Source organism: Rhodococcoides navarretei (assembly GCF_038069675.1).
Taxonomy (GTDB): domain Bacteria; phylum Actinomycetota; class Actinomycetes; order Mycobacteriales; family Mycobacteriaceae; genus Rhodococcoides; species Rhodococcoides navarretei.
Map to the genome: position 1 here is coordinate 4,796,156 of NZ_JBBPCN010000001.1, position 12,193 is coordinate 4,808,348.

The 12,193-nt window shown below is 65.5% G+C and carries 13 protein-coding genes; 10 read left to right on the forward strand and 3 right to left on the reverse strand.

The genetic code is table 11. The annotated features are described in order from the left end of the window. Nucleotides 1-1,188, reverse strand: a complete 1,188-nt coding sequence (locus AABD04_RS22705; protein WP_243609142.1) for a PucR family transcriptional regulator — start codon at nucleotides 1,186-1,188, stop codon at nucleotides 1-3. Nucleotides 1,189-1,377: 189 nt separating this feature from the next. On the opposite strand from AABD04_RS22705, the gene AABD04_RS22710 reads away from it, so the two are divergent. The 5 genes from AABD04_RS22710 (at nucleotide 1,378) to AABD04_RS22730 (ending at nucleotide 6,805) form a co-directional block, all read left to right on the forward strand. After that, nucleotides 1,378-3,102 carry an aldehyde dehydrogenase family protein gene (locus AABD04_RS22710; RefSeq protein ID WP_341443115.1) on the forward strand — a complete coding sequence of 575 codons (1,725 nt, stop codon included), beginning with the start codon at nucleotides 1,378-1,380 and terminating at the stop codon, nucleotides 3,100-3,102. A gap of 33 nt (nucleotides 3,103-3,135) precedes the next feature. Then, nucleotides 3,136-4,722: a GMC family oxidoreductase gene (locus tag AABD04_RS22715; RefSeq protein ID WP_335740431.1), complete on the forward strand. Its 1,587-nt coding sequence runs from the start codon at nucleotides 3,136-3,138 to the stop codon at nucleotides 4,720-4,722. A gap of 162 nt (nucleotides 4,723-4,884) precedes the next feature. Beyond that, nucleotides 4,885-5,580 carry an ABC transporter substrate-binding protein gene (locus AABD04_RS22720; RefSeq protein ID WP_341442580.1) on the forward strand — a complete coding sequence of 232 codons (696 nt, stop codon included), beginning with the start codon at nucleotides 4,885-4,887 and terminating at the stop codon, nucleotides 5,578-5,580. A 92-nt stretch (nucleotides 5,581-5,672) separates the two neighbouring features. Next, nucleotides 5,673-6,143 (forward strand): hypothetical protein, encoded by a 471-nt coding sequence (locus AABD04_RS22725; RefSeq protein ID WP_341442581.1) that lies wholly within the window; start codon nucleotides 5,673-5,675, stop codon nucleotides 6,141-6,143. Then, nucleotides 6,140-6,805, forward strand: coding sequence for a methyltransferase domain-containing protein (locus tag AABD04_RS22730; protein ID WP_243595188.1), 666 nt, complete (start codon nucleotides 6,140-6,142; stop codon nucleotides 6,803-6,805). Before AABD04_RS22725 ends, AABD04_RS22730 begins: the two co-directional genes overlap by 4 nt. Here AABD04_RS22730 and AABD04_RS22735 read toward each other — a convergent pair. Continuing rightward, on the reverse strand, nucleotides 6,792-8,075 hold the full coding sequence (locus AABD04_RS22735) for a hypothetical protein (RefSeq protein WP_243595189.1): 1,284 nt from the start codon (nucleotides 8,073-8,075) through the stop codon (nucleotides 6,792-6,794). The genes AABD04_RS22730 and AABD04_RS22735 overlap by 14 nt on opposite strands. A 112-nt stretch (nucleotides 8,076-8,187) precedes the next feature. Here AABD04_RS22735 and AABD04_RS22740 point away from each other — a divergent pair, with 112 nt between their 5' ends. From AABD04_RS22740 to AABD04_RS22760, 5 genes are all read left to right on the forward strand, one after another. Then, nucleotides 8,188-8,985: an S-methyl-5'-thioadenosine phosphorylase gene (locus tag AABD04_RS22740; protein WP_341442582.1), complete on the forward strand. Its 798-nt coding sequence runs from the start codon at nucleotides 8,188-8,190 to the stop codon at nucleotides 8,983-8,985. After that, a complete protein-coding gene (locus AABD04_RS22745; protein WP_341442583.1) occupies nucleotides 8,982-10,040 on the forward strand; it encodes an NAD-dependent epimerase/dehydratase family protein in 1,059 nt (352 codons plus the stop codon). The genes AABD04_RS22740 and AABD04_RS22745 overlap by 4 nt, the downstream gene beginning before the upstream one ends. Further along, nucleotides 10,033-10,686, forward strand: a complete 654-nt coding sequence (locus tag AABD04_RS22750; RefSeq protein ID WP_341442584.1) for a glycosyltransferase family 2 protein — start codon at nucleotides 10,033-10,035, stop codon at nucleotides 10,684-10,686. The genes AABD04_RS22745 and AABD04_RS22750 overlap by 8 nt, the downstream gene beginning before the upstream one ends. Further along, nucleotides 10,683-11,336 carry a TIGR04282 family arsenosugar biosynthesis glycosyltransferase gene (locus AABD04_RS22755; protein ID WP_341442585.1) on the forward strand — a complete coding sequence of 218 codons (654 nt, stop codon included), beginning with the start codon at nucleotides 10,683-10,685 and terminating at the stop codon, nucleotides 11,334-11,336. Before AABD04_RS22750 ends, AABD04_RS22755 begins: the two co-directional genes overlap by 4 nt. A gap of 193 nt (nucleotides 11,337-11,529) precedes the next feature. Then, nucleotides 11,530-11,691, forward strand: coding sequence for a hypothetical protein (locus AABD04_RS22760; protein ID WP_243595193.1), 162 nt, complete (start codon nucleotides 11,530-11,532; stop codon nucleotides 11,689-11,691). A gap of 6 nt (nucleotides 11,692-11,697) precedes the next feature. On the opposite strand, the gene AABD04_RS22765 is transcribed toward AABD04_RS22760, so the two are convergent. Then, complete coding sequence (locus AABD04_RS22765; RefSeq protein ID WP_335740423.1) at nucleotides 11,698-12,132, reverse strand: MarR family winged helix-turn-helix transcriptional regulator; 435 nt, start codon at nucleotides 12,130-12,132, stop codon at nucleotides 11,698-11,700. Between the last annotated feature and the right edge of the window lie 61 nt (nucleotides 12,133-12,193).

The following is a 12,193-nucleotide window of genomic DNA, read 5'->3' on the forward strand; positions in this document are numbered from 1 at the left end:
TCAGGACAGCAGCTGATGGGCTCTGAGTCCGACGTACAGTTCCGCAGCCTGCGCGGGGTCACGAAAGTCGCGGCCGGTGAGTTCGGCGATTCGACGCAGCCGATACAACACCGTGTTGCGGTGATAGTGCAGCGATTCGGCGGCATCGCGCGTGGAACCGCCGCACGAGAACCAGGCGTCCAGTGTCGCCAGCAAACTCTGCCGTTCCGCCCGCGGCAACCCCAGCAGATCACCGAGTATCTGACGCGAGGCAATGCGGCCCGAATTGGGATCACGCACCAGCAGTAGCGGCACCGGCACGGAGTCGTAGCGCACCGGAGCCGACGGCGCGATCTCGGCCGAGGTACACGACCGTGCCAACCGCGCCTGTCCCACGGCGTCACCGATGCCCGACGGCGACCGAAAGACAGAGCTGACCCCCACCCGTCCGGGACACAGCTCGCTCAGCGCAACCAGCGCGGCATCGATCGCTGATTCTGTTGCGGCACAGATCAGTCCGACGCTGCCGTCCACCTCCGCGTCCCACACCGATTCGGCTCCGGCGGTGCGCAGGCGGGCGATCAGCCCGTCGACCCCCACCGCCGCGGTCAACGGCTCCTGGGAGATCACCGCGAAGTAGCCATGGTCGGGAATTCGGAACGTCCGCAAGGCATCCGCCGCCGCGGTGGGATTGGCCGAATGATCGGCGAACAGTACGCGGATGAGACGTCCACGGGCTTCGGCACTTTCGCGCGCACGCATGTCGGCACTCTCCCGATAGGCCTCCGCAGCCTCGTCGGAATACACGTCGACCAGCGCCCAGACCTCAGCGGCCATGTCGAGCAGAGCGTGACTTGCCCGGCCGTCCGAACGCTCCATCAACTCGTCCCAGACCAACCTGCCGCCGAGCCGAAACGCGTGCAGCAGCGCTGCCAACGGCACCCCCTGCTCGGCCTTGAGTCGGCCCGCGTCCCGCGCCGCCTCGAGCCGCATGGGTGCCCGACCGGACAGCTTGCCCAACATCGACGCCAGATTGTTCCGCGCCGCGTCGTGGAGCTGCTCGGTGGTGAGCAGAGTCGACTCGAGGTAAGCGTGCTCGGCCCCCAGGATCCGTCGTACCAATTCGTTCGCGAGATCGTCGACGCCGTCGAGCATCGTCGCGGCCAGATCGGTCGGTGACGGATGCAGGTCGAACTCGGTCGCGGACATGACCGAACTCTAGCCCCACCCGTGTAAGCCACGCCACAACAGAACTGTGCGACGGCACAAACCGTCGTGCCCGATTGAGGCCCCTGGCCCATAGCGCCCCGAGCCGAGGTGAGACCACAATCACAATGGAACCCGTGTATCCGAACGACGAGTGGAGCCGAGAAGTTGACCAGCGACGTGACCCCACACCTGCAGCCCGTACCGACGAGCGGACCGAGCCCACTCGAGGCAGTCGACGCCGCACTCGCCGACCTCTCTCGCGGCGAGGAGACCTGGGGAGGCCTCACGCTGGCCGAACGGCGGGCGCTCCTCGAACGTGTGCACGCGCTGACCTCGACTCACGCGCAGGAGTGGGTCACGGCGGCAACGTCGATCAAGAAGCTCGACGCCTCCTCCAACCTCGTCGGAGAGGAATGGCTGTCCGGTCCCTACTCGTTCCTGAACGGGCTCGGCACCGTCGCGCACACGCTCACAGCGCTGGAGGCAGGCAACAGTCCACTGGCGGACGCGAAGTTCGGGACCGCACCCGGCGGGCGCACGACGGTGTCGGTGCTCCCGCTCAACATCTTCGAGCGACTGCTGCTCAACGGATTCACCGCCGAGGTGTGGATGAAGCCCGGAATCGACCGTGCGACCGCACAGCGCTCCGCAGGCCTCGGTCAACTCGACCCCACCCGCACCGCAGGCATCGGAGTGGTGCTCGGCGCAGGCAACATCACCTCGATCGCACCGCTGGATGCGCTGTACGAGCTGATGGCGTTCAACCGGGTGGTCGCACTCAAGCTGAACCCCATCATGGATCCGCTGCTACCGGTGTTCGAGAAGGTGCTCGCACCGCTCGTCGAGATCGGCGCACTGCGCTTGCTTACCGGCGGAGCCGACGTCGGCACGTACTTGGTGCAGCACGACCGAGTCGACCACGTCCACATGACCGGCAGTTCCATCACGCACGACGCCATCGTCTTCGGACCCGGCCCGGACGGCGCAGCCCGCAAGGCAGCCAACGAACCGATTCTCACCAAGGACATCTCCAGTGAACTCGGCGGTGTCTCGCCCACCATCGTGCTTCCCGGTGAGTGGAGCCGTGCCGACATCGAATTCCAGGCCGAGCACATCGCCACCCAGCGCCTGCACAACAGTGGATACAACTGTGTCGCTTCGCAGGTCGTCGTGCTGTCCTCGGAATGGAAGCAGCGCGACGAGTTCGTCGCCGCCCTGCGCGCCGCCCTCGACCGTGCCCCGGCACGAGCGCCCTACTACCCGGGCAGCGACAAGCGGGTGTCCGACGCCACCGCCACCTACCCGTCGGCCGAACGCCTGGGCGACCATGGTGGCCGCGTTCTCATCACCGATCTGAACCCCGGCGAATACGCACCGCTGCTGCAGACCGAGTACTTCGCACCGGTCATGGGTGTGATCGAATTGCCTTACAGCGGAGCAGCATTCGCGGCCAAGGCGACGCAGGCGGCGAACGAGGAGTTCACCGGCACGCTCGGCATCAACATCATCGGAACCCCCAGCACCATCAAGGAACTCGGCGTGAAGTTCGACGCCATGCTCGCCGACCTGCACTACGGCACCATCGCCGTCAACGCCTGGACGGCCATCGGATTCCTTACTGCAGCCGCCACCTGGGGCGCATTCCCCGGCCACACCATCGACGACGTGCAGAGCGGAATCGGCATCGTGCACAACGCCCTCCTGATAGATGGGGCGGAGCGAACAGTGGTGCGCGGGCCCTTCCGGCCACTACCGCGATCGCTGGTCAACGGTGAACTGTCCATCTCGCCGAAGCCGCCGTGGTTCGTCACCAACAAGACCGCAGCATCGACCGGCAAGCTGCTCACCGCATTTGCCGGTGCACCGTCCTGGTCCAAGCTGCCGGCGATCTTCGCCTCCGCCCTGCGCGGCTGACCCCTCTGCGACCACACCGACCGAAGGACAATGATGAGCTCTCAGCGCAAGACTGCCGACTACATCGTGGTGGGCGCAGGTTCGGCAGGCGCAGTGGTGGCCAACCGCCTCAGTGCAGACCCCCGCAACGAAGTGATCCTCCTCGAGGCCGGCCCCGAGGACAAGAACAAGTTCGCTCACATCCCCGCTGCTTTCTCGAAACTCTTTCGCAGCGAAGTCGATTGGGACTACCTCACCGAACCGCAGCCGGAATTGCGTGATCGCAGCATCTACTGGCCGCGCGGCAAGATGCTCGGTGGTTCGTCGTCGATGAACGCCATGATGTGGGTACGCGGCTTCGCCGCCGATTACGACGATTGGGCGGCTGTGTCCGACGACTCGTGGGCGTTCCGAAACCTCGTCGGATACTTCCGCAAGATCGAGAACATCGAGGGCACAACAGCACTCGACGCCGGAACCGACGGCCCACTCATCGTCTCTCACCAGCGCAGCCCCCGCGACCTGACGTCCTCGTTCCTCGACGGCGTCGAAGAAGCAGGCTATCCGCTGGAGACCGCCAACCTGCCCGAGCCCAAGGGCTTCACCCGCACGATGGTCAACCAGAAGCGCGGAGCACGGTGGAGCACCGCGGATGCCTACCTGCGACCGGCGAAGAAGCGCAAGAACCTCACCGTCCTCACCGAGGCACATGCCACTCGCGTTCTCTTCGAGGGCACTGCCGCAGTCGGTGTCGAATACACCTCCGGTGGCGAGGTACTCACCGTGCGCGCGCACAAGGAAGTGATCCTCTCCGGCGGTGCCATCAACACCCCGCAGCTGCTCATGCTCTCGGGCATCGGCGACCAGGAACAGCTGAAGTCGCACGGCATCACCGTGCAGCACCACTCACCGGGTGTCGGGCAGAACCTGCTCGATCACCTGGCCGCCCTCATCGGCTGGAAAACCGAGAGGGACTCTCTCTTCCACGCCGAGAAGATCCCCGAGCTGGTCAACTACCTCACGCGCCGTCGCGGCATGCTCACCTCGAACGTCGCCGAGGCGTACGGATTCATCAAGAGCCGAGAAGACCTCGCCCTGCCCGATGTGGAACTCATCTTCGGACCGGCACCGTTCTTCGACGAGGGACTCGTCGGCCAGGATTCGCACGCCGCCGTCATCGGCGCGGTACTCGTCAAACCCGAGAGCCGAGGCGAGATCACCCTCCGCTCGGCCGACCCCCTGGCCAAGCCCATCGTCGAACCCCGCTACCTCAGCGACCCCGGCGGACTCGACCGCCGCGCCATGATCGAAGGGCTACGGGCCTGCGTTGCAATCTCCGAAACCCCATCGATGAAGGGCGAGCTGGGCGACATCGTCCGCCCCAGGGTGGCGTCGAACATCTCCCCGGCGGACCTGCTCACCGAGGCCCTCGAACAGAATGCCCACACTCTCTATCACCCCGTGGGCACTGCCCGGATGGGCAACGACGCCCACAGTGTGGTCGACTCCGAACTACGGGTGCGGGGCGTCGACCGCCTTCGGGTCGCCGACGCATCGATCATGCCGAGCATCATCCGCGGGCACACTCACGCACCGTCGGTGGTGATCGGCGAACGGGCGGCGGACTTGATCCTTCGTTGACCTCGAGTGAACCTTCGGAAAATTTCCGGTTTGGTAGTCCGGTTTGTCGGGTAACAGGTGGACACGCTCCCTTGCAGGGGATCGAGATGAAACCCATCCGCTCGGCAAGCAGCGCCGAATGACCCACAACGCTCGAGAGACGAGCACGGAAGGTTGACCGACATGTTCACAGTTCGTAAAGCTTTGGCCGCCACCGCAATCGGTGCACTGACAATCGTCCCGCTTGCCGCATGCTCCAGCGAGGAAGCGTCCGAGACCACCGACGCAGCCACCTCCTCGGAGTCGTCGGCCATGGAGACCACCGAGAGCATGCCCGAGCCCGCAGCCGAGGTCCCCGACCTCAGCAACGGTGTCGACACCGCAGTTGCTCTCGATCCCGGCTTCACCGGCGCACTGACCACCCTGGGCCTCACGCCCGGCGTTGTCGGAACCGCGACTCTCGCAGACGGATCCATCCGCTTCCCGATCACCGGCGGAGACGTGAAGTACTGGGAGCCCGGCACCGTCGACCCCTACGTCCAGGGCGAGATCATGCACGAAGGCAGCGGCTTGTCGCTGACCGCAGGCGAGACCGTCGTCGAGCTCATCAACTTCGACATCGACCCCGGCACTTCGCTTCTCACCGGTGACGTCATGGTCAACGGAGAAGAAGCAGCAGCCGACGCAGTCCTGTTCGATCTCGACGGCCGCACCCTGCAGCCGCTCGCTACCGGACCCGACAACACCGCAATCCTGCAGGGCACCGAGGTGAAGATCTCGGAGACCGCTGCCGGACTGCTCAACAGCACCTTCAACACCGATGCTGTGACCCCGGGACTGCTCGTGGGCGTTGCGACCATCACGGTCAGCACTGCCTAATCACTTCCTGAACGCCCGTGCGCGAGTCGCCGCCGTCGAAGACGGTGGCCCTCGCGCACGGGTGTTTGCGTCGCACGGTCAGGAGCCTTCGGATGAGAGCGTTCACGAGGATCTACGGCGGGCACCCGCTGCACGCGGTCGGTCTGCTGTTGTCGTTCGCGCTGGTCGGCTATGTCGTCACTCTCGCCGGGCCGCAGAGTCTGTGGAACAGCGACATCTGGTGGAAGTCCATACTCGTGTGGTTCTTCGGATCGGTACTGCTGCACGACGCCGTACTGTTCCCGCTCTACTCGCTGGCCGATCGATTGATCACCGGTATCCCACGCCGAACCCTGGCCGTGTCACCGGTGAATTTCGTTCGTGTTCCCGCCCTCGGAACCGGGCTGACGTTTCTGATGTTCTTCCCCGGGATACTCTCGCAAGGTGCGGAGTCCTACCGCGCCGCAACCGGTTCGACGCAGGAGCCATTCCTCGGACGTTGGCTCGCGTTGACCGCTGCGTTGTTCATCGTGAGCGCAATCGCTTACTTCATTCGATTGATCCTCGTACGGAGCCGAGCATGAGCGTCACCGCAGACACACTCTTTCACCGCGCAGCAGCTGGACTACCCTGCTGGATAGGCGATTCCGACGGCAGCAGGCAGAAGCTCCCCACCGCCCGCTGGATGGGTGGCAGCGCCTCGTCCGCGGAGGATCGCCGCGCCGATCACGCCATGCTGAGCCGATGCACCGGCTCCACCATCGATCTCGGCTGCGGGCCCGGTCGCCTCACCGAAGCGCTTGCCCGACGCGGTGTCTCGGCACTCGGAGTCGACACCTCGAAAGCAGCTGTCGACCTGACCATCGGCCGCGGCGGCAATGCCGTGCTCCGCGACCTCTTCGAGCCGCTGCCCGACACCGGCAACTGGTCTTGTGTGCTGCTCGCGGACGGCAACATCGGCATCGGCGGCGACCCGGTGCGACTGCTCCGCCGTGCGGCGGATCTACTGGCACCGCACGGAGCGGTCATCGCCGAGGTGGATGCGCCGAGCGACACCGGAATCCGTCATCGCACCGTTCGCTGGGAAACCGACACCATGGTCGGCGACTGGTTCGCCTGGTCGAGCGTCAGCGCCGACGCCACCGCGGATCTCGCCAATGCCGCAGGCCTTCGCGTGGTGGACGTGGCACCGATCGACGGGCGCTGGTTCGCTCAGATGACGCTGGCTCCGCTCACCAGTTCGTGAACAGCAGATGATTGATCGCCAATGCGCCGATCACCTGCAGTGCCAACCAGAACCGATGCGTCCGGATCGGCAACACAGCAGGCGCGATCAGCATCCACATGGCGAAGGGCAACCAGATTCGTTCGGTCTCCGCTTTGCTCAGCTGGCTCAGGTCCGCCATCACCACCGCCGCGATAGCGCCGATCACCAGCAGGTTGATCGGCTCCACCCTGGTGAGGATCCGCGGAAACGCAGCGGGCACAGCAACACCCAACGCACAGAACAGAGCTGCGAAGTTCGCCCAACCCCAGTACTCGAAGGGGCGATCGGTTGCGATGCCCTGGTAGTAGCGCTCCTGCACCAGCAAGTAGCCGTCGTACCACCAGAATCCGTACGCGGTGAAGATGGCGGCGACGATCAGGGCTCCGATCAGCGCGCCGACGAACGGCAGAATCTTCCGCCCGGCAATCAGCACTGCGACGGCGGGCAGGCCCATCAACACCAGCCCGTAGTTGAGATAGACGCCGAACCCGAGCAACACTCCCGCGCCGATCGAGGCGGGCCACTGGTATCGCTTCGTGGAGATCGCCAACAACGCGATACCCCACGCAGCGACGCCGGCATAGAACGCATCGGCCGAGACGGCGATCCAGATCGCCGCGGGAGCGATCGCCACGAACGGCGCTGCCCGCCGGGCCATGGTCTCGTCGCCGAGCACCCGGAGCGTGAGGACCACCGCCACTGCGGCACTCGTACCGACCAGCACGCACAGCGTCGCCGCCCAGGCTCCGCCGCCGAGCCCCAGACGGTCGAGCCAAACGAACGTCAGCAACGCGCCGGGCGGATGTCCCGACACGTGTGTGGTCCACGAATCCGCCTGGTAGTCCAGGATTCGCTCGGAGAACCCGCGCAGTGTTGCCGGAATGTCGGTGATGCCGGGCACTTCGTGCAAGTACTCGTCCGTCGACGCCAGCCGGTCCACGAAACCGCGCTTCCAGCCGTCCACCATCGCCAGCGCCATCGTCCAGGCCGCCGACGCAGCCCACACGACGACGAGCAACCGTGTCCAGGACAGGCGTCGTGCCAGCGTCGGCCCCCACAGCACAGTCGCCACCGCGATGAGGACGGCGAACGGCGTTCCCCATCCCACATGAATCTCGCGGAAGCCGAACAGCGGTGCCGCATCGGCGAAGTCGCGCACCTGCTGCGGGGTTCGGTTGATGATGGGGGTGACGAGTTCGTTCCCCAGATACGGAACGATGAACGCGACCACGACCAGCGCGACGGCCAACGTGCCTGCGACGGCTTCTCTCCAGTAGCGGATAGTCTTTTCTCCCTGCGGACTTGAACGAAAACACGATCTCGGACCAGCATATCGACCGACGGTGATGGAGGATGAGCAGATGAACAACGACGCGACGGGGCGGGCCGAGATAGCCGTCATCGGCGGCAGCGGCTTCTATTCGTTCTTCGCCGACGACGCCGAGGAGATAGTGCTCGAGACCCCCTACGGTGCGCCGAGCGCTCCCATCACGTTGGGCGAAGTAGAAGGTCGCCGCGTGGCGTTTCTGCCCAGACACGGCCGACAGCACGAGTACTCCCCACACACGTTGCCCTATCGCGCCAACATGTGGGCGCTGCGGATGCTCGGAGTCGGCCGGGTGTTCGCACCGTGCGCGGTCGGATCATTGGTACCGGAGTACGGCCCGGGCACCGTCGTGATTCCCGATCAACTCGTCGACCGAACCTCCGGGCGCGCACAGACCTACTTCGACCAGGGCGGCGTTCACGTCGAATTCGCCGACCCGTACTGCCCGACGCTCCGGAAGTCCGCAGTCCAGGACACCGCTGTCGACGGCGGCGTCATGGTCGTCGTCGAAGGCCCCCGGTTCTCCACCCGCGCCGAAAGCCAGTGGTTCGCCCGCCAGGGTTGGACGCTGGTGAACATGACCGGCCATCCCGAAGCCGTCCTGGCTCGCGAACTCGAACTCTGCTACGCACCGATCGCGTTGGTGACCGACCTCGACGCCGGCATCGAATCCGGCCAGGGCGTCAAGGCGGTGGACGTGTTCGCCGAATTCCAGAAGAACATCGAGCCGCTCAAGGCGTTGGTGCGCGCGGCCATCTCCGACGCGCCCACCGGCGACTGTCCCACGTGCCGCGTCCACGCCGGGATCGACCTACCGATAGAGCTGCCATGACGCGGGTACTGCTCACCGGCGCAGCCGGATTCATCGGCGGCCACATTGTCGACGCGGCAGCCGGCTCCGGACACGAGTTCGTCGCCGTCGACGCCATGCTGGAATCTGCGCACGGCCCGGGAGCGCGAGCCGACGGGATCACCGATCTCGATGTGCGCGACAAGGATGCACTGGTCGAGATACTGCGCGGGATCGACGTCGTGTGCCATCAGGCAGCCGTCGTCGGAGCAGGCGTCGACGCCGCAGATGCTCCGGCCTACGCCAGCCACAACGACTACGGGACGGCAGTGCTGCTCGCGGCGATGTACGAGGCAGGCTGTTCCCGACTGGTTCTCGCGTCCTCGATGGTGGTCTACGGCGAGGGGCGGTACCTCAATTCCTCGGGCGAGACCGTGGTTCCGCCGCCCCGCACCCGCGCCGATCTCGATGCGGGCATGTTCGACAATCGCGATCCGAGGTCCGGTGAGCCCCTCGATTGGCTTCTGGTGGAGGAAGATTCGATACTCGAACCCAGGAGCATCTACGCGGCGAGCAAACTGGCACAGGAGAACTACGCCTCCGCGTGGGCTATCGCCACGGGTGGATCGGTGGTCGCACTGCGCTACCACAATGTGTACGGGCCACACATGCCGCGCAATACTCCGTATTCCGGTGTGGCGGCAATGTTTCGCTCGTCATTGGAACGCAGCCAGGCACCGACGGTGTACGAGGACGGCAAACAGGCCCGCGATTTCGTCCACGTGCACGACGTGGCAGCCGCCAACATCGCGTCGATCGAGGCCGAGCTCGACGGCTTCACCGCCCTCAATGTCTGCTCAGGACAACCGATCACCATCGGCGAGGTGGCGACCGTCCTGGCCGACGCGCGCGGCGGACCGACGCCCGAGATCACCGGGCAGTACCGAGCCGGCGACGTTCGGCACATCGTCGCCAGTTCCCGCCGGGCCGAAGAGACCCTGGGATTCCGCGCGAAGATCATGCCGATCGACGGACTCACCGCATTCGCCGACGCACCTCTGCGCGACGCCGAGGGAACCGGGCCGCCCCGTGTCTGACTCACCATCGGTCACCGTGATCGTGCCGTGCATGAACGAGGCCGAATCGCTGCCGGCCGTACTCGATTCGGTGCCGCCGGGCTATTCGATCATCGTGGTGGACAACAACTCCACCGATGCCACCGCCGCCGTGGCCGCTGCCCACGGAGCCACCGTGGTCTCCGAATCCGCGCCCGGATACGGGGCAGCCGTGCACGCAGGCGTCCTCGCAGCCCGTACCGACATCGTCTGTGTCCTCGACGGTGACGGCTCGATGGATCCGCGTGATCTGCCGACGCTCGTGGCGGCCCTGGAGCATGCGGACCTCGCGGTCGGCCGCCGCCGACCCGTGAAGGGAAGCTCTCCGCTGCACGCCAAGATCGGCAATGCCGTTCTGTCACTGCGACTTCGGACCAAGTACAAGTTGCCCGTACACGACCTCGGAGCCATCCGGGCAGTCCGACGTCAAGCACTGCTCGACCTGGATGTGACCGATCGGCGCTCGGGCTATCCGCTGCAGCTACTGGTCCTGGCAGCCGGTGCTGGATGGACGGTCGTCGAACACGACGTGGTCTACCGTCCACGGACCGCCGGCACGTCGAAGGTCTCGGGCTCGGTGAAGGGGACGATCGTCGCCGTTCGCGATTTCTGGAAGGTGCTCTCGTGATCGTCACTGCGCTCGTCGTGGCCAAAGCGCCCGTTCCCGGGCTCGCCAAGACGCGCCTCGCCGCCACGCTCGGTGACGCCGCCGCGGCCGAACTGGCCGCGGCCTCGCTGCTGGACACCCTCGATGCCGTGCGGGCCGCCGAGGTCGATCACCGCGTCGTGGCCCTCACCGGAAATCTCGCCGACGCGGCCCGTGCCGACGAACTGACCCGCGCTCTGGCGTCGTTCACGGTGATCGCGCAGCGCGGCGACGGTTTGGGAGAACGGCTGGCCAACGCACACGCCGACGCGGCGACCACCGGAGCCGTCCTTCAGATCGGCATGGACACCCCACAGGTCACGGCGCAACTGCTGACCGATGCGGCCGCGCAACTCGACAGCACCGACGTGCTGGGTTCGGCCGAGGACGGCGGCTGGTGGGCGCTGGGTCTGCGCGACCCTGCCCTGGCGCGGGCCCTGATCGACGTACCCATGTCCGCTCCGTCCACGGGTACCGCCACACTCGACGCCTTGTCCACCGCCGGTGCGTCGATCACGATGCTCTGCGAATTGCGTGATGTCGATTTCGAGGCCGATCTCGACGCTGTGTCGCAATTGTGCACACCGACCAGTCGATTCCGGGTTGCCGTCGGAGAATTGCACACACCTTAGGGCTTCTCAGTACGTTCCGTGAGGTCTGTTTTCCGCTGAAATCAATTCGGAACGAGAATCTCCACAACCGTTGTGGAACAGCACCTTCGACCCGCCTGAATTGTCGGACCGAAAACGACCATTATCGAATCGCAACAAAGCCGAATTACCGTTTCACGGCTATTTCACAGACACAGGTGCTAGAAAGTGTGACATGACCGGGTTGCTGATAGGCGTAGCCGTGTGGATGGTGTGCGCGGCAGTCGTCGCCACAACCCTCGGCCGCGTCGCGCGCCGAGGCGATTCCGAGGAGCTGGGATCGACCCTCGACTGGGATGTCGACGCCCTCGATCAGGCAGTCCACCACGAGAACTGACGGTGTTCAGTCGACCTTTTCGACGATCTCGGTCAGGATCCGTGCCGCCGAGGCCAGTGTTTCCCGCTGTTGCGGACTCAAGTCGTCCAGCTGCGCCGCGAGCGCGATCTCGCGGGCGGCAACCTCTTCCTTGGCGGCCGCCGTCCCCGCATCGGTCAGTTGCAGAACCACCTGCCTACCGTCCGTCGGATGCGCGAGCCTGTCCAGCAGACCCGACTCGACCAGAGCGTGCGTGGACCTCGAGACCGACGGCGGCTTGATTCGCTCCCGTGCGGCCAACTCGCCCGTCGTCATCGGTCCCTCGCGCAGCAGTGTCGTCAGAATCGACAGGTGAGCGACGGGCAGCCTGTCGCTGGAATGTCGCAGACGAAGCCTCCGATTCAGCCGCATCGCACTGACGGACAGATCCCTCGCCAGCCGGGAATCGGGTAGATCACTCACACCGTCCAGATTACGACACCGAGGTGCATTTGCCCGATTCCACAAAACAGCCGATGCTCCG

Bases quoted from the DNA above. Each gene is read 5' to 3' on its own strand.
- AABD04_RS22730 (WP_243595188.1), top strand. From the start codon at position 6,140: ATGAGCGTCACCGCAGACACACTCTTTCACCGCGCAGCAGCTGGACTA.
- AABD04_RS22760 (WP_243595193.1), top strand. From the start codon at position 11,530: ATGACCGGGTTGCTGATAGGCGTAGCCGTGTGGATGGTGTGCGCGGCA.
- AABD04_RS22715 (WP_335740431.1), top strand. From the start codon at position 3,136: ATGAGCTCTCAGCGCAAGACTGCCGACTACATCGTGGTGGGCGCAGGT.
- AABD04_RS22740 (WP_341442582.1), top strand. From the start codon at position 8,188: ATGAACAACGACGCGACGGGGCGGGCCGAGATAGCCGTCATCGGCGGC.
- AABD04_RS22720 (WP_341442580.1), top strand. From the start codon at position 4,885: ATGTTCACAGTTCGTAAAGCTTTGGCCGCCACCGCAATCGGTGCACTG.
- AABD04_RS22745 (WP_341442583.1), top strand. From the start codon at position 8,982: ATGACGCGGGTACTGCTCACCGGCGCAGCCGGATTCATCGGCGGCCAC.
- AABD04_RS22705 (WP_243609142.1), bottom strand. From the start codon at position 1,188: ATGTCCGCGACCGAGTTCGACCTGCATCCGTCACCGACCGATCTGGCC.
- AABD04_RS22725 (WP_341442581.1), top strand. From the start codon at position 5,673: ATGAGAGCGTTCACGAGGATCTACGGCGGGCACCCGCTGCACGCGGTC.